The sequence below is a fragment of the Shewanella sp. Isolate11 genome (assembly GCF_022398315.1).
GTDB lineage: Bacteria > Pseudomonadota > Gammaproteobacteria > Enterobacterales > Shewanellaceae > Shewanella.
The window spans coordinates 432,154-453,594 of sequence record NZ_JAKEVF010000001.1; the positions used below are offsets into that span (position 1 = coordinate 432,154).

Annotated in this window: 17 protein-coding genes; 12 read left to right on the forward strand and 5 right to left on the reverse strand. The window is 48.0% G+C overall.

Annotation, left to right across the window (positions count from 1 at the left end):
* Window positions 1–86: 86 nt before the first annotated feature.
* From gluQRS to sfsA, 3 genes are all read right to left on the reverse strand, one after another.
* Window positions 87–953, reverse strand: coding sequence for a tRNA glutamyl-Q(34) synthetase GluQRS (gluQRS, locus tag L1D21_RS01795; RefSeq protein ID WP_239843514.1), 867 nt, complete (start codon window positions 951–953; stop codon window positions 87–89).
* Between the two features lie 82 nt (window positions 954–1,035).
* Entirely contained in the window at window positions 1,036–1,479 is a 444-nt protein-coding gene (gene dksA / locus L1D21_RS01800; RefSeq protein ID WP_239843515.1) for an RNA polymerase-binding protein DksA, read from the reverse strand.
* Window positions 1,480–1,637: 158 nt separating this feature from the next.
* Window positions 1,638–2,342: a DNA/RNA nuclease SfsA gene (gene sfsA, locus L1D21_RS01805; RefSeq protein WP_239843516.1), complete on the reverse strand. Its 705-nt coding sequence runs from the start codon at window positions 2,340–2,342 to the stop codon at window positions 1,638–1,640.
* A gap of 169 nt (window positions 2,343–2,511) precedes the next feature.
* On the opposite strand from sfsA, the gene pepB reads away from it, so the two are divergent.
* Window positions 2,512–3,789, forward strand: coding sequence for an aminopeptidase PepB (gene pepB / locus L1D21_RS01810; RefSeq protein ID WP_239843517.1), 1,278 nt, complete (start codon window positions 2,512–2,514; stop codon window positions 3,787–3,789).
* Between the two features lie 97 nt (window positions 3,790–3,886).
* On the opposite strand, the gene L1D21_RS01815 is transcribed toward pepB, so the two are convergent.
* Window positions 3,887–4,483 (reverse strand): 2'-5' RNA ligase family protein, encoded by a 597-nt coding sequence (locus L1D21_RS01815; protein ID WP_239843518.1) that lies wholly within the window; start codon window positions 4,481–4,483, stop codon window positions 3,887–3,889.
* 254 nt (window positions 4,484–4,737) lie between these two features.
* On the opposite strand from L1D21_RS01815, the gene hrpB reads away from it, so the two are divergent.
* The 10 genes from hrpB to L1D21_RS01865 all read left to right on the forward strand — a co-directional run bounded on the left by hrpB (window position 4,738) and on the right by L1D21_RS01865 (window position 18,435).
* Window positions 4,738–7,221, forward strand: coding sequence for an ATP-dependent helicase HrpB (gene hrpB / locus L1D21_RS01820; RefSeq protein ID WP_239843519.1), 2,484 nt, complete (start codon window positions 4,738–4,740; stop codon window positions 7,219–7,221).
* 27 nt (window positions 7,222–7,248) lie between these two features.
* A complete protein-coding gene (gene mrcB, locus L1D21_RS01825) occupies window positions 7,249–9,567 on the forward strand; it encodes a penicillin-binding protein 1B (RefSeq protein WP_239843520.1) in 2,319 nt (772 codons plus the stop codon).
* Window positions 9,568–9,648: 81 nt separating this feature from the next.
* A complete protein-coding gene (locus L1D21_RS01830) occupies window positions 9,649–10,359 on the forward strand; it encodes a DUF3581 domain-containing protein (protein WP_239843521.1) in 711 nt (236 codons plus the stop codon).
* A gap of 411 nt (window positions 10,360–10,770) precedes the next feature.
* On the forward strand, window positions 10,771–12,033 hold the full coding sequence (locus L1D21_RS01835; protein ID WP_239843522.1) for an HlyD family efflux transporter periplasmic adaptor subunit: 1,263 nt from the start codon (window positions 10,771–10,773) through the stop codon (window positions 12,031–12,033).
* Between the two features lie 9 nt (window positions 12,034–12,042).
* Complete coding sequence (locus L1D21_RS01840; protein ID WP_239843523.1) at window positions 12,043–12,300, forward strand: hypothetical protein; 258 nt, start codon at window positions 12,043–12,045, stop codon at window positions 12,298–12,300.
* 36 nt (window positions 12,301–12,336) lie between these two features.
* Complete coding sequence (locus tag L1D21_RS01845) at window positions 12,337–13,059, forward strand: ABC transporter ATP-binding protein (RefSeq protein WP_239843524.1); 723 nt, start codon at window positions 12,337–12,339, stop codon at window positions 13,057–13,059.
* An 11-nt stretch (window positions 13,060–13,070) separates the two neighbouring features.
* Entirely contained in the window at window positions 13,071–14,381 is a 1,311-nt protein-coding gene (locus tag L1D21_RS01850; RefSeq protein ID WP_239843525.1) for an ABC transporter permease, read from the forward strand.
* A gap of 11 nt (window positions 14,382–14,392) precedes the next feature.
* Window positions 14,393–15,592, forward strand: coding sequence for an FtsX-like permease family protein (locus tag L1D21_RS01855; RefSeq protein ID WP_239843526.1), 1,200 nt, complete (start codon window positions 14,393–14,395; stop codon window positions 15,590–15,592).
* A gap of 87 nt (window positions 15,593–15,679) precedes the next feature.
* On the forward strand, window positions 15,680–17,086 hold the full coding sequence (locus L1D21_RS01860) for a sigma-54 dependent transcriptional regulator (RefSeq protein WP_239843527.1): 1,407 nt from the start codon (window positions 15,680–15,682) through the stop codon (window positions 17,084–17,086).
* Complete coding sequence (locus L1D21_RS01865; protein WP_239843528.1) at window positions 17,083–18,435, forward strand: ATP-binding protein; 1,353 nt, start codon at window positions 17,083–17,085, stop codon at window positions 18,433–18,435. The genes L1D21_RS01860 and L1D21_RS01865 overlap by 4 nt, the downstream gene beginning before the upstream one ends.
* A gap of 54 nt (window positions 18,436–18,489) precedes the next feature.
* Here the strand turns inward: L1D21_RS01865 and pyrC are convergent, their stop codons facing one another.
* Window positions 18,490–19,518, reverse strand: coding sequence for a dihydroorotase (gene pyrC, locus L1D21_RS01870; RefSeq protein WP_239843529.1), 1,029 nt, complete (start codon window positions 19,516–19,518; stop codon window positions 18,490–18,492).
* Between the two features lie 269 nt (window positions 19,519–19,787).
* Here pyrC and L1D21_RS01875 point away from each other — a divergent pair, with 269 nt between their 5' ends.
* Complete coding sequence (locus L1D21_RS01875) at window positions 19,788–21,440, forward strand: FAD-dependent oxidoreductase (RefSeq protein WP_239843530.1); 1,653 nt, start codon at window positions 19,788–19,790, stop codon at window positions 21,438–21,440.
* The last annotated feature ends 1 nt before the right edge of the window (window position 21,441 follow it).

Here is a 21,441-nt window from a genome sequence, read left to right on the forward strand (position 1 = left end):
CATAACCCAAATATGGGTTAAAGAGTATACCCATGGGGGGCGAGCAAATTTGGCTTTCGTGATGGCGTTAGCGTTTTACTACTTGGTTATAGCAAGATCTCTTGCTGCTGAGGAATCGCGGCCAAATCAAACTGTTCGACAGCCTGTTTGAGCATGATTTCCGGGGCGTCGATATCGACTTTAGCTTGACCCAGAAAACCCAGTGCCGCTTGAATACTCTGCTGCGGTGCTTTGTTATCTATGGCTTGAGCATGATTTTGTTTGGATAATTTATGTCCCGGAGCATCGCAGGCCAGTGGCAGGTGTAACCATTCAGGAACGGGGGCGTGAAATTGTTGAAATAGGCTAATTTGTCTGGCACTTGAAGTCAGCAAATCGCTCCCTCGAACCACTTCAGTGATCCCTTGAAAAGCATCATCCATCACCACTGCAAGTTGATAGGCGTACAAGCCATCACGGCGCTTAATAATGAAATCTTCTTCGGCAAATGCCTTGTCGACGCTGACGTTGCCCATGAGCTGATCGTGAAACTGAGCTATTGCAGCGGTGTTTTTTATACGAATCGCTCCATGGGTTAAAGGCGGATGAAGTCTAGCGCAGCGCCCGTCGTAACTGTCTGGCATTGCTTGAATTTGTTTACGAGTACATTGGCAGAAATAGGCTTGTTCGTCGGCTAATAATTGTTGCAGTTTGGCTTCGTAGACATTGAGACGAGTGCTTTGATAGAGCTCGGTGTCATCCCAATAAAGACCATAGGCTTCTAAAGTTGAGAGGATCAGCGTGCTGGCGCCAGCAACTTCTCTGGGGGGATCGATATCTTCAATACGCACTAACCATTTTCCCTGCTGTGACCGCGCTCGCAGATAACTGCCGAGTGCGGCAATAAGGGAACCAAAATGGAGAGGACCTGAAGGAGAGGGGGCGAATCGACCTATATATGCTTGACCTTGCACAGAGCAGCCTTGGCAATATTGATAAAAGTAATAAATGAAGGATAACAAAAAGCGGGGCAATCCCCGCTTTATTGATGCTTGCTTAGCCAGCCATCTGTTTTTCTTTGATCTCGGCTAGTGTCTTACAGTCGATACATTGGTCTGCTGTAGGACGGGCTTCGAGACGGCGAATACCGATTTCGATACCGCAAGAGTCGCAGAAACCGAAATCATCATCTTCGATCTTTTGCAGTGTCTTCTCAATCTTCTTAATCAGCTTACGTTCTCTGTCACGCGCACGAAGTTCTAAGCTGAACTCCTCTTCTTGTGCAGCACGATCCACAGGATCAGGGAAGTTTGCTGCTTCATCCTGCATGTGGCTCAAAGTGCGGTCGACTTCTTCACGAAGTTGGCTACGCCATGCATCAAGAATTTTTTTAAAGTGATTCAGTTGAGCGCCATTCATGTACTCCTCACCCGGGGTTTCCTGGTAAGGATCTACTCCTGCGATAGCGAGTACGCCAAGTTTTTTAGTGCCTTCAGGCATAACGCATCTCCTGTTGATCATTTGCGTTGTAGAGCGGCTTTCATTAAAGGCCGATATCTATATCAGAAACTTATATACCACGCAAATTTTTTATGCAGCATTTGACTATCTTTTGACTATGTCCTCTATTTTGCACAGATTCAACCTAAAACGTCTATTTATAGTTTGACAGGGCAGGATTTAGTCAACTTTGCGCCTGCGGGTGAAAGCTCGGTACTGTAGGCTAAAATTTCAACTCCTGCCTGATATGCCTGCTTTAATAACCTGCTGTAGTCGGGATCGATATGGCTGGCTGCGCTGACACAATTAATACCTGTGTGTTGCACCACAAATAACAATACAGCACGGTGGCCTAAGCTCACCATTTCCATCAATTCTCGCAGATGTTTCTGTCCACGAGAGGTTACCGCATCGGGGAAATAACCTTGTCCCTGCTCTAATAAAGTACAGCTTTTGACTTCTATATAGCAGAGGCCACGTTGTGGATCTTCCAGCAGCAGATCGATTCGGCTGTTTTCGCTGCCATATTTCACTTCACGGCGCTGGGTTTGATAGCCACTTAATTCGCTAATCACCTGCTCCTTGATGGCTTCGGCGGCCAGCTCGTTGGCGCGCCCTGTATTAATGCCAATAATATGGCCTGCATCGGTTTGGTGTTGCTCCCAAGTATTTGGATATTTGCGTTTGGGATTATCAGAAGTGGAATACCACACCGCTTCGCCGGGGAACAAACAGTTGCGCATCGAGCCAGTATTAGGACAGTGAATGGTGATTTGCGAACCGTCGCTCAGTTCGATATCGGCCAAAAAACGTTTGTAACGCTTGATCAGCGTACCTTGTTTAAATTGTGGTTCAAAAAGCATAGCTTGTCAGGTTTTCTCTTGGGTGAAGTCAGGTTATCAGAAAGGAGTGGGTGTGACTAATTGTGCTCATTTTGGGTGTTATACTCGATAGCATTTGTGGTTATACTTGCGCAATATGACGCAGGTATAACCCTGCAATGCATCCAGCTGTACATAACAAGGAATCAATATGAGCGACGCGATGAAGATTTATCTGACCAACGACGCCCCCGCTGCCCATTGGGGTAGTGCCGAGGTGACATTTACCCAAGGCCAAGCGAACATCCACCTGCAAGAGGGTGATGCCTTGTTACAGATCCAGCAAGCAGGACGTAAGCTGCGTAGCCAAGGTTTGTCAGAAGTCGAATTGAGCGGCGAAGGTTGGCAGGTAAATCAGCAGTGGGCATTTGCCTTAGGTTTTGCCACGGCAAAAAGTGAAGGTAAGATTCATTGGTGTGGTGATGAGCAAACACAACAGGCGCTCGAACATCGCCTAGAAAGTGCTAATTTTGCCCGTTTATTGATTAATGAAACCCCAGAAAACCTCTCTCCAGTGAAACTCGCTAGTCAGGCAGCCTTGTGGCTGACGCAAATCGGTGGCGACAAAGTGAGCTATCGCATCATCGAAGGTGAAGCCCTACTGGAAAACAAATGGTTTGGTATTCACGCCGTCGGCCGTGGTAGCGAGCGTCCACCTGCATTATTAGAGTTGGACTTTAATCCATTAGGTGAAGATGCACCGGTATCGGTTGCCTTAGTGGGTAAAGGGATCACTTTCGATTCTGGTGGTTATAGCATCAAGGCCTCAGAAGGCATGTTAGGTATGAAGTGCGACATGGGCGGAGCTGCAACCGTCACAGCGGCGCTAGGCTTGGCAATGCGCTCAGGTCTGAACAAGCGAGTGAAGTTGTTCCTTTGCTGTGCGGAGAACTTGATCAGTGGTCGTGCTTATAAACTGGGCGATATCATTACCTATAAAAATGGTGTGTCGGTAGAAGTGGTTAACACCGATGCCGAAGGGCGTTTGGTATTGGCCGATGGTTTACAAGCGGCCTCTGAAACCGGCGCTCCTGTGATTATCGATGCCGCAACATTAACGGGCGCGGCCGTTATGGCTGTGGGTGGAAATTATAACGCTATCTTCTCGCCTAATGCTGAGCTGTTAGTTAAGACCCAAAGCAAAGCGGTAGAAGTGGCCGAGCGAGTGTGGCCTCTACCTTTAGATCCTTGGCATAAAGATATGTGCCCATCCGCTTATGCTGATACAGCGAACAGTCGCCCAATGAAGGGGGGCGGAGCGGGTGGAGCCTCAAATGCTGCAGGTTTCCTATGGCGCTTTGTTTCTCCACAGGCGCAGTGGTTGCATGTGGATTTAGCGGGGGCTTTCAGTGATAGCGCGAATGCCTTATGGGCTGCTGGAGCGACGACTCATGGTGTGCTGACTATTTCGAGTTTATTACAAGACTAGGCAGCGTTTGTTGTCACTTCTACTGCGTTAGCGACCGAATGCGTCCTAAGTGATGAATTAGCTTTATGCTATGAATTGCTTAGGACGTTTTTTATGGCTAGTTTGTGAGTGGCCAAGAGTGGACAATGGGGTAGCGTACCCCGTTATCAGTGCTGAGCGATTGATACAGATGAAGTGTGCGAGCCTGTAGATGAATTAACGATACTGGCAGGCTTTGCTGCTCAACCGCATGATAATGGCGCGCCTTACGGAAGAGGGTGATATGTGGCGTCAATGGATTATCACCACAGGAGATATCGAGCTTGTCACACAGCCTTTGGCACTGTTGATGCAGTGAAATTAACGCGCTGCTGTTAGCTTTATCTATCTCTTTCCCTGTTTTTATCTCTTTTTCTTTATTAAGCTCCTCAATCAGGTCGGCTTTAATACATAGTACCTTAGGTTTAGGCCAGTGATGCAGGCGATTGAGGCAGACGTTAAAGGTGGCCAGTTTCTGCTGCCGGCTTAACTTATCTAAGGCGTGGATTAAAGCCTGCTCTTGAGTTGAGGTTAACTGTCCAAGAAAACTCAGGGTCATGTGAAAGTTGTCTGCAGGCACTGGCCTGCCATCGGTCTTTATCGCTTGCTGCAAGGATAGCAGTGTTTGGGTTTGCGCTGCTGTGGGACTGACGCCGAGAAACATTCTTTTGCTCATGACACTCATGACTTATTTGTGATTAGTTATTTGTTTTACTTTAGGGGTTTATTTACCTGAATTAGCTTTAGCCTTCATTGCACGAATGCCCTGACATAGAGCCTGAACAGTCAGACTCATGGCGACTCAATTGACGATAGCACAGTTTGGCTGCTGTTTTATGCTTCGAAACCGCTGAAGCGCGGTTCACAGCATTTAATTTTTACTATAGACCTTGTACACTCAAGGCTGTTTTTTCCAATCGATAATGACTTTTGCTGCAACTACCCATCCATGACATTTTACCAGCCATTAAGGTGGCCTTGTCGGAATCAACTCAGCTGATTTTGCAGGCGCCCACAGGTGCAGGTAAATCAACGGCCTTGCCCCTTGCCATGCTGGATTGGCCTGAGATTGACGGCAAAATTTTAATGTTGGAGCCTCGGCGGATGGCGGCGCGAAATGTGGCGCAATTTATTGCTAAGCAGCGCGGCGAGCCCATAGGTCAGAGTGTCGGTTTTCGGGTACGCGGTGAGTCGAAAGTCAGTGCTCAGACTCGATTAGAGGTGGTGACCGAAGGGGTGCTGACACGAATGATCCAGCAAGACCCAGAACTCACGGGTTATGCTCTGGTGATCTTCGATGAGATCCATGAGCGTCATTTGACTACAGATTTGGGTTTAGCCTTAGCGTTGGAGTTACAAGGTTCATTCCGAGAAGACCTGATAATTTTAGCCATGTCGGCAACCCTCAGCGGTTTGCCCTTGGCTGAATTAATGCCAGACGCGCAGTTTTTAGAAAGTGAAGGTCGCAGTTTCCCTGTCAGTATCGATTATTGCGCCCCAAGCGGCTCGGTGGATTGGCTTGACCATATGGCAAAGGTGATTGTTGAAGCCCTAGCTGAAAATGGCAAGGGCTCACTACTGGCTTTCTTGCCCGGGCAGCGAGAGATCACCCGTTTGGCCGAGCGTTTACGAGCACGACTCGATCCACAAGCGTTTTTGATTGCGCCTTTATATGGCAGCCTACCAGCTAAGGCCCAAGACAGCGCTATTGCCCCCGCGCCCGATGGACTGCGCAAAGTGGTGTTATCGACCAATGTGGCCGAGTCCAGTTTAACCATCGAAGGTATCACCATAGTGGTGGACTCGGGTTATAAACGCCAAGCGAGTTTTAATCCTAAGACGGCGGTAAGCCGTTTGTCCTTAAAGCGTATTAGTCAGTCATCGGCGGCGCAGCGTGCCGGTCGAGCTGGACGCTTATCTGCCGGGCATTGTATTCGTCTCTGGGGACAAGAGGAGCAGGGAAGATTGTTGCAGGCCGATGAGGCGGAAATTTTACACAGCGACTTAACCAGTGTGGTACTCGATGCGGCCTACTGGGGCGTTACAGCACTTGAGCAATTACCCTTGATCAGCCCCGCTTCAATTGCCAATGAAACAGTGGCTTGGCAGCTATTGACTCAGTTGGCGCTGGTGGACGAAACGCGGCGCATTACACCCCATGGCCGAGCGGCCTATCAACTGGGTTGCCATCCGCGCTTGGCGCATATGTTACTCACGGCTAAGCAAAGCCAAGAGCCATCGTTAGTCAGCTTAGCCGCTGTATTGGCCGGTGTATTAGAATCTCGTAGCCGACAACGACGCGGCGCCGATATTATGCATTATCTGGCTGATGCTAAAAGCGGTGAAACGGCGCAGCTGGCGCGCAGTTATCTGCAGAGGATTAAGGCCAAGGGCGAGCTTGAAACCGCGATCACTCATGCTACGGCTGACGATATCGCTATGTTGTTGGCCTTGGCTTTTCCCGATCGCATCGCTAAAGCCAGAGGCCATAGCGGCTATCAACTGGCTGGTGGAGCGGGTGTAAGCTTAGGTCAAGATGACAGCTTAACGGGCAAAGACTGGTTAGTGGTGGCCGATTTTCAAGAATCCCAAGGGCAGAGTAGCGGCAGAATTCATCTGGCGGTGGGTTTTAATCCTGAGGCGTTTAACCACAGCTTAAAACATTGTGTTAGCCAACAACTGGTCTGTGGCTGGGATGATGACAAGCAGCGTTTCTTTGCTCAAGAGCAACGACGTGTCGGCGCGATAGTGCTGGATAAACGTTCTATAGAACAATTGGATGCAGAGCTGATCCAGCAGGCCATCTTGGGCTTGATCCGTAGCAAAGGTTTAGCGGTACTGGCTTTTGATGATAAGGTAAGCCAGCTGAGGCAGCGGGTCGCATTGGCGCGGCATTATCAATTGCCCGGTGAGTGGCCGCAGATGGATGATAAGGCGTTATTGCAAGGCTTAGAGCATTGGCTAGCGCCCTATTTGGATAATGTGCGTCGTCTCAATCAATTAACCTCACTGGATTTTTATAGTCTGCTGACAAATTTACTGCCGTGGGATCTGCAGCAGCTATTAAATGAGCATTTGCCGACCCATTGGCCGATGAAAACCGGCACCCGAGCGCAGATCCGCTATGAGGGCATCGATAGAGCCTTGCTCAGCATACGATTACAAGAAGCCTTGGGGATGGCACAAAGCCCAACGCTAGCCCAAGGCAAACTGGTGGTGACCATGGAGTTATTATCTCCAGCACAAAGGCCATTGGCCTTAACTGCCGATTTGGCAAATTTCTGGCAAGGGCCTTATAAAGAAGTGCAAAAAGAGATGAAAGGTCGTTATCCAAAGCATCTTTGGCCTGATGATCCTGCCAATACCTTGCCGACTAAATTTACTAAGAAAAGAACATTAAATAGCGGCCAGTAGTGCCGTTATGCCGTTAATGGAATACCGATGACAAGCAAACAAACGCCGAAGAAAAGAGCCGCAAAAAAAACGTCTAAATCACGTCGCAAGGCATCTCCAGGTTGGGGCGCTAAAGTATGGTCGCTCAGTTGGAAGTTGGGCTTGGTCCTTATCGCAGGGTTAACTATCTATTGTATCTATCTGGATCAAGTCATTGCCCGTAAATTTGAGGGGCAAAAATGGCACCTGCCCGCGCAGGTGTTTAGTCGCTCGATGGCACTGTATCCCGGCGCGGCAGTGAGTCATGAACAACTGATCGCCGAACTTAAACTGTTAGGGTATCGCAAAGTGGCTAATCCGCGCCAAGTGGGTGAGTTCTCAGCCTCCAGAACTAAAGTCGATTTGTGGCGTCGTCCTTTCTTGCATCCTCAAGGGTCACAAGTCGAGCAGAGAGTGATGATCAGTTTCGATAGCCAAGGTGTATCCTCGGTGGCGCGTCAGAGCGATCAACGTCAGTTGGCGGTATTTCATTTAGAACCGGTATTGTTGGATAGAATGATTGCCGGAGATGGTGAAGATCGCCTGTTTGTGGCTACAGATAAGATGCCGCCAGCCATTGTTCAGGCATTATTATTGGTGGAAGATCGCACCTTCTATGATCATTACGGTGTCAATCCTTTTGCGATTATTCGTGCGGCTTTAGTCAACCTCAGCGCTGGGCGTACCGTGCAAGGTGGCTCGACGCTAACCCAGCAGTTAGCGAAAAACTTCTTTCTTTCGAGTGAACGTTCTCTGTCCCGTAAACTCAGGGAAGCGTTAATGGCGATCATCATCGATTTTCGCTATGACAAGGATGAGATCTTAGAAGCTTACCTAAACGAAGTGTATATGGGGCAAGATAAGTCTCGCGCAGTTCATGGTATGGGACTGGCCTCACAATTCTATTTTGGCCGTCCGATTGCTGAACTTACTCTCGATCAGCAGGCTTTCTTAGTCGCGGCGATCAAGGGACCTTCTTATTACAATCCTTGGCGTTATCCTGAGCGCGCCCAAGAGCGGCGTGATTTAGTGCTGCGCCTTTTGATGGAGTCGGAAAAAATCTCAGTGGCGCAATATAAAGCGGCAGCGAGTTCGCCTTTGGGGCTACGTAAGTTTGAAAAGTCGGTGCATCAGAAGTTACCCGCCTTCTTTGCTGTGGTGAAAAACGAACTTAATCGCCGCTTCGGTGATGCGTTGTTGCAACAGTCGGGCATCAAGGTGTATACCACTTTAGATCCTATGGCGCAGGAAGCGGCCGAAAAAGCCGTAGAGTCGACCATGAAGCGCCTAGATGAGCGTAATAAAGATCTTCAAGTAGGTATGGTGGTGACCGACAAATATTCGGCGGGTATTGCCGCGATGGTGGGGGATAAGGTTCCTAGCTATCAAGGCTTTAACCGTGCGGTTGAGATCCGCCGTCCTATCGGCTCACTGATCAAACCTTTTGTCTATGTCAGTGCGCTTGAGCAACCAAAACGTTTTAACTTAGCCACACCGCTGCAAGATCAACCCATTACCTTGAAGAATGAACAAGGTAAAACTTGGTCACCGCAGAATTTTGATAAGCAGTTTTCAGGTGAGGTGTCGTTACTCACGGCGATGAAAAACTCGATGAACGTGCCGACGGTAAACCTAGGCATGGCAATCGGTACCGATACCGTTGCCACTACTTTAGACAAGGCGGGATGGCACGACAGGATCCCTGAATATCCTTCCATGCTATTAGGTGCGATTAACGGTTCTCCCTTGATGGTCGCGCAGGTGTATCAGACATTGGCGGACAATGGCCGCTATCGCCAGCTCAGCGCCGTGACTCATGTATTGGATGTCAATAATCAACCCTTAAGCGGTAGTGGTATTGCTTCTGCACAAGCGATACCTGCGGGCAGTGACTTTTTAGTGCAGCATGCGATGACCGAAGTGGTTCGCTCGGGTACGGCTAAACGCTTGGGGCAGGCATTTCCTGAGGTGACATTAGCGGGTAAGACGGGAACCAGTAATGATTCTCGCGATTCGTGGTTTGCGGGTTTTGATGAGCGTAATGTCGCCGCCATTTGGGTGGGATTAGATGATAATGGCAAGACCAGCCTGTATGGCAGCAGCGGAGCCATGGCGGTATATCAGAGCTTCTTGAAAAATCGATCGCCCATTAGCCTCAGACGCACGCCAGTGAATGGTGTGGTACAAGGTTACTTCGATAATAAAGGGGTGGCCAAGGAGCGTGGCTGCGATAATGTGACTGCCTTGCCTACCTTGGTCGACAGCTATCATCCGGCTAAAAACTGTGGTCAACCTCTGTCTTGGTGGCAGAAATTGACGGGCGGTTAAGTCATCGGGTGTGTGCTTTAACATTTTTGTTATAAACTGTGCATCCTTAATTTTGACCATTTTCTGATTAATAGAGCCAGTATGTTTCTAAGTCCTTATTATAAAAAAGATATGCAGCTTGTTGCTGTTACACAACAACAAGCCAGTGACTTTGCCAAAGGCGTCGCACAAGATTTCAATCCGATCCATGATGTGGCTGCAAAACGTTTCTGTGTGCCAGGGGATTTGTTGTTCGCCTTGGTATTAGGACAATATGGTCTAAGTCAGCAGATGAGCTTCAGCTTCGAAGGCATGGTGGGTGATGGGGTGCAGTTGGTATTCCCTGAGCAGGTTGGCGATAGCTTTACCATTGTTGACGATAAAGATAAGCCTTATCTCAGCGTTGAGCGCAGTGGTGATAACACTATCTGTGATGTACAAACCGAGTCGTTTATTCGCAGCTACGTGGCTTTCTCTGGCCTGAACTTCACCCACATACTAGTGCCTATGATGCGTAAGCACGGCATGATGATTAACCCCGCACGTCCATTGGTGATATATGAAAGCATGTCATTTGATCTACAAACGCTGGATTTTGATAACATCGAACTGGTTTTAGTCGAACAAGATTTAGTGATTGACGGTAAACGTGGTGATGTGACCCTAAGTTTTGAATTACACTGTGGAGACAAGTTAGTGGGTACGGGTCGTAAAACCTTAGTCTTGAGTGGCTTACGTCCTCTAGAGGAAGAAAGCTTGACCGATATGGTCGATCGCTATGAAGCGCGTCGAATAGACTTCCAAGGTGCCTAATTAAAGGCGACTAAATGTAAGGCTGCTAATTAATCGGTTAATCAGTCAGTTTTCGAAAAAGCCCGTATCTTACGGGCTTTTTTTCGCTAGTAATAAGGATGACAGCCTTATACTGATTGGTATAACAGTCAAAGCTTGTTAAATCTCAGCTCTCCTATTTCTTATCTCTGGCCGTTCGAGCTGCAAATCTTTAATTCTCAAGCCTCCTTAACTCTATATCCCCATCTGCGGACACCCTTTACTCTGATCGGACAGTTAAATTGTGTCCGCGGACACTTTCTGGCTTTAAATAAAATAGTATATAAAAGTATCTTTTTGATTTTGATGAAAATTAATTTTTTGGCACAGTAATTGTTTATATACCCTATAACACAAGATTTTTACCATAACGGACACCTTTAGGAACCCAGGATGATCAAAGATACTAGCGGACAGGATAAAGTCGTAGCGCCAAGTTTAGCTAGCCGTTTTAAGTGGCCCGTTATCTTAGGTGGCTCAGTATTATTGGTATCAGGCTTGATTTGGGCCAGTGTGAGTGGAAGTCATGTTAGTGAGTCAATCGATGGAAGCGAGTTAAAGTTTGCCACTTTAGTGCGTGGCACTTTAACCCGTGATATTGCTACTACAGGTAAGATAGTCGCTGCTAATGCCCCAATCCTTTATAGCCCAGAAAAAGGCACTGTGACCTTGATATCCAACCCCGGCGATCGAGTCGAGCAAGGACAAGTGGTCGCCACGATTGAAAGTCATAGTTTGACCAATAGCCTCAAACAACAACAAGCCGTTCTCGAAGGGATGAAAAGCGCTTTGGAGCGAACCCGTCTCGATGCTCGTCGTCAACAACTTAAGGCCCTGCAAGCTATCGATATGGCTAAGGTCGATTTAGAAGCAGCAGAACGCGAGAGCCGCCGCGGCGATCAATTGATTGAAAATGATCTGATTTCTCGAATTGATTTTGAAAAGAACAAGGATGATCTGCATAAGGCCAAGTTATTGTTTGCGCATACCAAGCAAGAGGCCGATCTGATGAAAGATACCTTGGCTTTTGAACTGAAGAATAAGGCTGCCGAGGTAGATCGTCAGGCGTTGGTCGTGACTGAGTTAGAGCGTCAAGTTGCCGCATTAAACATTATCGCGCCAGTTGGCGGCATCATAGGTAACTGGTTAATTGAGCAGAAAGCGCAAATCGGCCAAAGCCAGCCCATTTTAACCGTCGTTGATTTGAGTGCCTTTGAGGCCGAGTTAGCTGTGCCAGAGAGTTATGCCGATGAGCTGGGCTTAGGGATGGAGGTGGAGCTTAATTTCGGTGGCGTGATGGTGATGGGTAAACTTTCTTCTATTTCACCTGAAGTCCGTAATCGTGAGGTCGCGACTCGAGTCAGATTTGAACAAAATCCTGAGTTACATCTACGCCAGAATCAACGTCTTTCAGCCCGAGTGTTATTAGAAAATCGTCCCGACGTGCTGATGGTGAAGCGTGGTGCTTTCGTGACCAGTGGCGGCGGTCGAGTAGTGTATCGCATTCAAGGTGACATTGCCGAGCGTACCGAGATCCAGCTCGGCGCACGTAGCATGAGCCAGATTGAAGTATTAGAAGGTGGTGAGGCTGGAGATCAATGGGTGATCTCTAACATCGACCTATTTAAAAATGCCGAACAAGTTTTGGTTCGCTAAGGAGCTACGATGAGAAAGCGTATTTCTATCATGACCTCAGAGAGTTTGGTTGCCATTCTCGCGCTATTACTGCTGTTGGTGGCGACTCAAGTATTTACTCAAAATGTCTCAAGCTGGTTTTTGTTTGGACTGCATATTAGTGAAATGGCCGATATGTACCAAATCAGCAGAGAAATCCCCCGACTTCCCGACGTTGCCAATATGGGCGGCGATATCACTCAATGCGTGTTAGATAGCCTGAGGCTACTGCAAGCATTTTTGAAATAACTTATTGAATAACGCAAAAATTGAAGGAATTAAACCATGTTAATCATGAAAAATATCAACAAGGTGTTCAAAACGGATTTAGTAGAAACCCATGCGTTACGGGATTTTAATTTATCGGTACAAGAGGGTGAGTTTGTTGCCGTGACAGGCCCTTCTGGCTCGGGTAAGACGACGTTTCTTAATATCGCAGGTTTGCTAGAGGGCTTTACTAATGGCGAATATCACTTGGATGATGTCAACATCTCTAATCTGAGTGACAACAAGGCTGCGGCAATTCGAAATGAAAAAATAGGTTTTATATTTCAGGGTTTTAACTTGATTCCCGATCTGAATTTGGCTGAAAACGTCGAAGTGCCTTTGCGCTATCGTGGCTTTAGTGCCAAGGAGCGCCAACGTCGTGTACAAGCTGCGTTAGAGCAAGTGGGTCTAGGTGCGCGTATGAAGCATCTTCCCTCACAACTTTCAGGTGGTCAGCAGCAGCGTGTGGCAATCGCCCGTGCGCTAGCTGGCGAACCAAGATTTCTCCTCGCCGATGAGCCAACAGGTAACTTGGACAGCCTGATGGCTCGTCAGGTGATGGAGCTTTTAGAAGAGATCAACAAGGCGGGGACCACCATCATCATGGTGACTCATGATCCCGAATTAGCCCGTCGTGCTCAGCGCAATATTCAGATTGTCGATGGTCAAGTGTGTGACTTTACCCTATATCAGGGCGGACAGGCAGAGACGCTGGAAGCGACAGAAAAAGCGGCGAGCTAAGGAGCACAAACATGTTTTTATATTATGTTGACCTTGCCTGGCGCAGCATTAAGAAGACGCCGATCTTATCCCTGCTGATGGTGCTTGCCATCTCAGTAGGTATAGGGATCACCATTACCACATTAAATGTATACAAGATGATGTCATTTAATCCCGCAGGGGAGCGCGCCGAGCAGCTAAACACGGTGCAGCTGTGGACTCAAGGGGTTGACTCTTGGGATGACTTCCATTCGCTGGTGACTTATCAGGACGTGATGAACCTGCGTAATAGCAAGCTGGCGAAACAGCAAGCAGCGATGTTTCGCAGTGGAATGGCGGTCCAGACTGATGATCCTGAGGTTTTACCCTCACTCTATGGCGTTCGTGTTACCGATGGTGATTTTTTCTCGCTGTTTGAGGTGCCCTTCATCTTCGGTCAACGCTGGGATAAATCGGTGGATAATCAAGCTGCTTTTCAGGCTGTGATAGGCAAGAAGCTAAATCAGAAACTGTTTGGTGGCGAAAATAGCATAGGTAAGACGCTTTATCTTGATCGTAAGCCCTATCAAGTTGTCGGCGTGATCGATGATTGGAGTCCTCAGCCTAAATACTACGATCCCACCAGTGGTGCTTTTTCCCCAGCGGAACAGATTTATATTCCTTTTTCTCTAGCCGCGAATGAAGAGTTTGCGATTTGGGGCAATATGTCTGGCTGGAAGTACGAACGTATCAACAATTATCAGGAGCGGCTAACTTCGGAGAAAGTGTGGCTTGAGTATTGGGTCGATTTACCGACGGCAGAAGATCGTCAGGCATATCAAAACTACCTAAGTCAATATGTCGAACAGCAGAAGGAGTTAGGACGTTTTGCCGATAATAAGTCGGCAGCCGAATCGGCGCAGCTATCCGATGTGGATGCCTGGCTTGAGCGAAATCATGTCGTGCCAGAAGACAACAAGATTCTGGTTGGCCTGAGTGTGCTCTTTCTAAGTGTGTGTCTGGTTAATATCTTGGGCTTAATGTTGACCAAGTTCCTCAAGCGCGCTCCCGAGGTTGGGGTGAGACGTGCTATCGGTGCCAGCCGTGCACAAATCTTCTCGCAATATATGGTTGAAGTTGGAGTGATTGGACTGTTTGGTGGTCTGTTAGGACTGGCTTGGGCATGGGGTGCACTCTATGGCCTTTCGGCACGCTTTGGCGTGGTCGAAGGGTTAACCCATTTGTCCTTGAGCATGTGGTTTGTTACGCCAGCCATTGCAGTGGGTACAGCGATGCTCGCGGGTCTCTATCCTGCTTGGGTTGTATGTAGAACCAAGCCTAGCGTTTATTTAAAAAGCCAGTAAGGGGTTAAAACATGCTTCATATTAAACCAGTTTTTAGCAGCTTGCTGCGCAGTAAGAGCGGCCCGATATTATTGTTAATGCAGATTATTTTATCTGTTGCTATCGTTGCCAATGCCAGTTTTATTATCCACGAACGTTTAAGCATGATGCAGCGTGATTCGGGGATACTCGAGAAGCAGGTGCTAACTTTCAATCTGTATAACTTTGATCCGAGTATTGACGAGACGCTACAGAATAAGGTCGATCAGCGTATTTTACGCAGTATCCCTCATGTCGAGGCGGCAACCTCGACCAATATGTTACCCCTGAGCGGCAGCGGTTGGTCCAGCACGCTGAATTTAGGCCCCGATCCAGAGACGGCAAAGAGCACGCCGCAACTGGCCATGTATCTGGGGACAGAGCATACCATTGAGACCTTAGGGCTTAAGCTTATCGAGGGGCGTAACTTCTATCCCGATGAGATCAGTGACGATGTGAACAGCCCAGATAAGCTGTTGATCATTAGTAAGGCATTGGCCGATGAAGTTTGGCCAAACGATTCTGCTGTGGGTAAAAACTTGTGGGTGGGCGCTGATGAACAAGTGACTATTATCGGCGTTGTCGACAAGATGCAAGGGGCTTGGGTCGATTCAAATGATCTTGAATACAGTATTATCCAAAATGTCGATTATGCTGGACGCTCATATATGTTGCGTGTGGCGCCAGAGTATCAGGCAAGGGTGCAAGAGGCGGTGATTGCGGCCTTAATGAAAGAGAACCCAAATAGAGTGATTGATGACTTCCGATCTATCGCCGAGGTGAAGACAAACTCTTATCGTGATCATGAGTTGATGGTCACTGTGTTATCTATGATGGTGGTGTTACTGCTGTTGATCACCAGCTTAGGGCTTACGGGAATGGTGATGTTTAATATTCAGCGCCGTACCAAGCAGATTGGTACTCGTCGCGCATTAGGTGCCACAAAACACGATATCCTCAGCCTGTTCTTAACCGAAAACTACATCATTTGTGTCGTTGGCGGTTTATTGGGTGGCAGCTTAGCAGTGTTACTGGGTCAGCAGTTGATGAAACATTATGCTCTGCCACAGCTGGATCTTGTCTATCCCGTGATGACAGTTATAGGCATGCTGCTGGTGACGACGGTGGCTGTGGTATTACCGGCGCGTAAGGCGGCCAATATATCGCCGGCAATGGCGACCCGTAGCGTTTAGTTTCGAGTAATTAACCGAGAGTGTTTTAATTGCAGGCGCTTTCGGTTAGTTTTGTGGCTCTAGCTGTTAAAAACTTAATTAGAATATATGGATACGATTCTCATCGTCGACGACAATCAGGCCGTTTGTAGTGCTCTGGCTCTGATGCTCGAATTACAAGGATTTAAGACGCTTAGCTGTTTTTCCCCAGAAGCGGCGCTCAGCATGTTGGCTGAGCAGGAAGTGTCACTGGTGATCCAGGATATGAACTTTACCCAGGACACGACTTCTGGTGAAGAGGGGAAGCGGCTGTTTTATGACATTCGTCAGCAATCGCCGCAGCTGCCTATTATCCTGTTGACCGCCTGGACTCAGTTAGAGCTGGCGGTGGAGCTGGTGAAAGAAGGCAGTGCCGATTACATGGGTAAGCCTTGGGACGACGATAAGCTACTCAATAGCGTGAATAATCTTATCTCTCTGCATGCCTTGTCACAGCAAAACAATCAACTCAGTCGCTCGGAAAACCAACGTATGTCGGCGATAAAAGACGCCGATCTTTGTGGGATCGTTTTTGGTAGTGGTGCCATGCAGCGTTGTATTGATTTGGCGCTGCAAATTGCAAAGTCTGATGTGTCTGTGTTGGTCACTGGGCCTAACGGAGCCGGTAAAGATAAGTTGGCGGACATTATCCACGCCAACTCGCCGCTGAAAGACAAGCCTTTTATCAAGGTCAATATTGGCGCACTGCCGATGGAACTGCTAGAGGCCGAGTTGTTTGGTGCCGAGGCGGGAGCCTTTACCGGTGCCAATAAGACCCGTATCGGCCGTTTCGAAGCGGCCGATGGTGGTACGCTATTTTTAGATGAAATAGGAAACTTACCCCTGTCAGGGCAGGTTAAGTTGCTGCGGGTGTTGCAAACCGGTGAGTTTGAACGCTTGGGCAGTCACCAAACCCGCAAGGTCAAGGTAAGAGTGATCAGCGCCACGAATGCCGACTTAGCCGATGATATTGCTAGTGGTCGTTTTCGTGAAGATCTCTTCTATCGTCTTAATGTGATTGAGCTGGCTTTACCGCCGCTTAATCAACGCCAAGACGATATTTTACCCCTAGTGAGTCATTTTATAGGTAGAGACTTTTCGTTGCCTAAGCCGACGCGACAAGCCTTGCTTGATTATCCTTGGCCGGGCAATGTTCGTGAGCTGGAAAATGCCTGTAAACGAGCGGTGATCTTAGCCAGTAGTCCAGCGCTAAAGCTGGCAGACTTCGGACTCAGGCCGCTAGTAGCAGCGCAAACGCTACATCATGCACAAGATATGCTGGGTGACGCATCAGGTGCGTCGTCAAGTGCGCTTGAAAGTCAGCATGAGCCAGTGGCCAAAAGTGAGCCAGAAAAAGCCGATATCGAACAGGCTTTGGCACAGCATAATGGGGTGATTGCCAGAGTAGCGAAGTCGCTCGGTCTTAGCCGTCAGGCACTGTATCGGCGCATGGATAAGTTTGGGATCGACAGATGAACTTGTCTTTAACCAGTAAGCTTATCTTAGGTAATCTCGTTGCCACTCTCTTAGGCATGAGCTGTATCTTATGGCTGCTGGCCAGCGTTAAGCCTCAGTTGTTTGCTGAGTTGAGTGGGCTGGTAATTGCAGCCTGTCTGTTGTTTGGAATCTTGCTCTCTTGGGGCGTGAGTCACTTCATGACTCGCTCGCTAAATAAGGGATTGAAGGCGCTTGAAGTTGGCCTGCTTAATTTCAAAGATAATGATTTCAGTGTCCATATTCCTATTCAAGGAGACAGTCAGCTAAAGTCATTGGCTAGTCTGTTTAACGAGTCTGCCGCGGTATTGCGCCGGGAACGTCAATATATTTATCAGCGCGAACTCTTGCTCGATAAGGTAATTCAAAGCTCTCCTAATGTGATGTTATTGCTCGATGATCGCCAACGGGTGATCTATGCCAACGATGCCGCTCGTCACCTGTTTGCTCAGGGAACTCGCATCGAAGGGGGACTTCTGCCAGACCTGCTAGAAGGCAAGAGTGAAGAGCTGGTCTGCGCCCTGAGCAATCCTAAAGGCGGATTGTTTACTTTGCCAAGTCAGGAGGAAGAGGGCGAAGATGAGACTTGGCATCTGTCGCGAGGACGCTTCTTGCTCAATGGTCAGTATCATCATTTGATCCTGCTAAAGCAGATGACCCGAGAGCTTAATCGTCAGGAAGTTGCGGTATGGAAAAAGGTGATCCGCATTATCAGTCATGAACTGAATAATTCGGTGGCGCCCATTGCCTCTATGGTTAAATCTGGACGAAAAATAACTGCCCACCTTGAAGATGAGAAACTACAACTGATCTTCGACACTATTGAGGATAGAACCCATCATCTTAGCCAGTTTATCTTTAATTATGCCCGTTTCGCTAAGCTGCCCCTACCGAAAAAGAGTGCGGTTGATTGGGTTAAGTTTACTGCGCAGTTAGCTCAACATTTTGACTTTAAACTGATTGGTGAGCTTCCTCAGCAATCCGGTTATTTCGACCTGATCCAGCTTGAACAAGTGCTACTGAATCTGCTGAAAAATGCCCATGAATCTGGCTCAGCCCCCGAGGATGTTTCCCTGCATATTTACAGCCATTTGTTAGCGGATGGTGTGTCAGGGGTATCAATAGAAGTTAAAGATGCGGGCACTGGGATGCCGCCAGAAGTACTGCCACAGGCTCTGTTGCCTTTTTACTCCACCAAACAATCGGGTACAGGCTTAGGTTTACCTTTATGTCGAGAGATCATCGAGGCTCATGATGGCCGGATCAGTCTACATAACTGTGAGCCGAAAGGATTGCTGGTACGGATCTGGTTACCTAATAGTGAGTTATAAAAAACACCGCTAACAGGCGGTGTTTTTATAGAGTTAGTATCGCTAGTTGTGACGTTAAGCTTCAACCTGCCAGTCAATGCTCTCACCAGCACGAATCGGCACGACACCTGAATCACCTAATGGATAAGTCGCTGGAACTTGCCATGGACGTTTCACTAAGGTGATGGTATCGCTATTGCGTGGCAGGCCGTAGAAGTCAGGGCCGTTAAAGCTAGCGAAGGCTTCTAATTTGTCTAGCGCGTTCACTGACTCGAAGGCTTCGGCATATAACTCGATGGCCGCATGCGCAGTATATGAACCCGCACAGCCACAAGCGGCTTCTTTGCGATCTTTAGTGTGCGGCGCTGAATCTGTACCGAGGAAAAACTTCTTATTACCGCTGGCCGCAGCTGCAAGTAAAGCTTGCTGGTGAATATTTCGCTTCAGGATAGGTAAACAATAGAAGTGTGGACGAATACCGCCAGCCAGCATGTGATTACGGTTATACAACAGGTGATGGGCTGTAATGGTTGCTGCAACATTGTCGCCCGCACAGGTGACGAAATCGACCGCATCTTTAGTGGTAATATGTTCCAGCACTATCTTCAATTTTGGAAAATCGTGCACCACTTTTTTTAGGGTATTTTCGATAAACACCGCTTCTCTGTCGAAGATGTCTATGGCTGAGTCGGTGACTTCACCGTGAACCAAAAACAGCATACCCACTTCCTGCATCGCTTCGAGTACCGGGTAGATATTGCTTACGTCGGTGACGCCAGAATCTGAGTTAGTTGTCGCGCCCGCAGGATAGAGTTTCGCGGCCACTACTTTACCTGAGGCTTTTGCCGCTCGAATATCTTCAGCCGTTGTATTGTCGGTGAGATATAGCACCATCAAGGGTTCAAACTGGGTCGTCGATACAGATTTAATGCGCTCGTAATAAGCCAGTGCGCTATCAACATTTGTTGCTGGTGGCACTAGGTTAGGCATGATGATGGCGCGTCCCATGTAGCGGCCAGCATCTTTAACGGTATCGGCAAGAACGTCACCATCGCGTAGGTGGATATGCCAGTCATCGGGGCGAGTAATCGTTAGTGTGGTCATCGAAATCTCTTTGTTCAGCGTAGAGTGGCTGGATCTTATGTGGCCAAGCCAGCGCTGTAAAGGGCAAACTGAGATTGGGTTAGATTTAACCAAACCCTGTTGCTTGTTGAGGCCGATCAAAATTTCATTAATTCATTAGAGTTTTATAATAAATAAAATTTGCATGAACTGTTAAATGTAATAGACTGACGCGCATATTTTGGCGGTAGATTGATGCGAGTTTAGGGCGTGGCAGGGCGTATTAATCGAGAGACGAATTGAGGCATTAGATGAAAAAATTACTCATTATTGGTGGTGTAGCAGGTGGTGCATCGGCGGCAGCAAGAGCACGTAGACTCAGTGAAGATGCTGAGATCATCATGTTTGAGCGGGGGGAGTATGTCTCTTTTGCCAACTGTGGTTTGCCTTATCACATCAGTGGGGAAATCGATCAACGTAGTGCCTTAGTGCTACAAACGCCACAGAGTTTTAAGGCGCGCTTTAATGTCGATGTACGAGTTCAGCATGAAGTGGTTTCTATCGATGCCGCTGCTAAAACCGTGTCGGTTAAAAACCTGCTCAGTGGTGAAGTCTATCAAGAGGATTATGATGCTTTAGTCTTGTCACCCGGTGCTGCGCCTGTGGTGCCGCCCATTCCTGGTTTGATTAACCCGTTGACGTTCTCTTTGCGTAATTTACCCGATATGGACCGTATTCTCGACAGATTAAAACAGACCAAACCGACTCATGCGACGGTAGTTGGCGGTGGTTTTATTGGCCTTGAGATGGTCGAAGCCTTACGTCATCTCGGTATTGAAGTGACCCTGCTTGAGCTGTCGAATCAGGTGATGATGCCAGTGGATCTTGAAATGGCCAATATGCTGCATCAAGAGTTAGTAGCGAAAGGGGTGGATCTTAAATTAAATTGTGGCCTGCAAGCGGTTGAGCATAAAGCATCAGGTTTGAGCTTATCTCTGAGTACGGGTGAAAGTCTGGAAACTGAGCTACTGATCAGTGCGATTGGCGTGAAACCTGAGATCCGTTTGGCTCTCGACGCCGGACTAGCCATTGGTGAGCTGGGCGGTATTTTAGTCGATGAGCAGATGCGAACCAGTGATGCGGCGATTTTTGCCGTTGGTGATGCGGTGGAAGAAACAGATTTACTCACTGGCGAGAAGGCGTTGATCCCGTTGGCGGGACCGGCTAATCGTCAAGGTCGCATTGCGGCTAATAATATCTTCGGCATGAACGAAGGTTACAACAAGACCCAAGGTACGGCGATTTGTCGCGTATTCGATTTAGCTGTGGCAAGCACAGGATTAAATGAAAAACGGTTGCAGAAATTATCGATTCCTTATGACAAGGTTTATGTGCATGGTGCAAGCCATGCGAGTTATTTCCCTGGCGCGCATCCGGTTTCGTTAAAGCTGTTGTATAACACAGACACTGGACAGATTTTGGGTGCACAAGCCGTGGGTCGAGATGGTATCGATAAGCGTATCGATGTGTTAGCCGTTGCGATCCGAGGTGGCATGACAGTGTATGACATGCAAGAGATGGAACTGACTTATGCGCCGCCTTTTGGCTCGGCTAAAGATGTATTGAACCAAGCGGGTTTTGTAGCATCGAATGTGTTAAATGGTATGAGCCGTTTATGTCATACCAATGAGATCGATGCGGCCACCGAACATCAGTTACTGCTGGATGTGCGTAATCCGGGTGAGTTATCCAAGATGGGCGCCATAGAAGGTGCGGTGAATATTCCACTGGATCAGCTGCGTGACAGACTCGATGAGTTACCCAAAGATAAAGAAATTTTGGTTTTCTGTTATGTGGGTTTACGGGGTCATGTAGCCTATCGTATGCTGGTTAATTCAGGTTTTAAAGCGAAAAACCTCACTGGTGGTATCAAGACATACCAGATGGTTAAGGCGCGTTACTAAT

Coding starts and splice junctions, on each gene's coding strand:
- dksA (WP_239843515.1), bottom strand. CDS start 1,479: ATGCCTGAAGGCACTAAAAAACTTGGCGTACTCGCTATCGCAGGAGTA.
- sfsA (WP_239843516.1), bottom strand. CDS start 2,342: ATGCTTTTTGAACCACAATTTAAACAAGGTACGCTGATCAAGCGTTAC.
- pepB (WP_239843517.1), top strand. CDS start 2,512: ATGAGCGACGCGATGAAGATTTATCTGACCAACGACGCCCCCGCTGCC.
- L1D21_RS01815 (WP_239843518.1), bottom strand. CDS start 4,483: ATGAGCAAAAGAATGTTTCTCGGCGTCAGTCCCACAGCAGCGCAAACC.
- mrcB (WP_239843520.1), top strand. CDS start 7,249: ATGACAAGCAAACAAACGCCGAAGAAAAGAGCCGCAAAAAAAACGTCT.
- L1D21_RS01830 (WP_239843521.1), top strand. CDS start 9,649: ATGTTTCTAAGTCCTTATTATAAAAAAGATATGCAGCTTGTTGCTGTT.
- L1D21_RS01835 (WP_239843522.1), top strand. CDS start 10,771: ATGATCAAAGATACTAGCGGACAGGATAAAGTCGTAGCGCCAAGTTTA.
- L1D21_RS01840 (WP_239843523.1), top strand. CDS start 12,043: ATGAGAAAGCGTATTTCTATCATGACCTCAGAGAGTTTGGTTGCCATT.
- L1D21_RS01845 (WP_239843524.1), top strand. CDS start 12,337: ATGTTAATCATGAAAAATATCAACAAGGTGTTCAAAACGGATTTAGTA.
- L1D21_RS01850 (WP_239843525.1), top strand. CDS start 13,071: ATGTTTTTATATTATGTTGACCTTGCCTGGCGCAGCATTAAGAAGACG.
- L1D21_RS01855 (WP_239843526.1), top strand. CDS start 14,393: ATGCTTCATATTAAACCAGTTTTTAGCAGCTTGCTGCGCAGTAAGAGC.
- L1D21_RS01860 (WP_239843527.1), top strand. CDS start 15,680: ATGGATACGATTCTCATCGTCGACGACAATCAGGCCGTTTGTAGTGCT.
- L1D21_RS01865 (WP_239843528.1), top strand. CDS start 17,083: ATGAACTTGTCTTTAACCAGTAAGCTTATCTTAGGTAATCTCGTTGCC.
- pyrC (WP_239843529.1), bottom strand. CDS start 19,518: ATGACCACACTAACGATTACTCGCCCCGATGACTGGCATATCCACCTA.
- L1D21_RS01875 (WP_239843530.1), top strand. CDS start 19,788: ATGAAAAAATTACTCATTATTGGTGGTGTAGCAGGTGGTGCATCGGCG.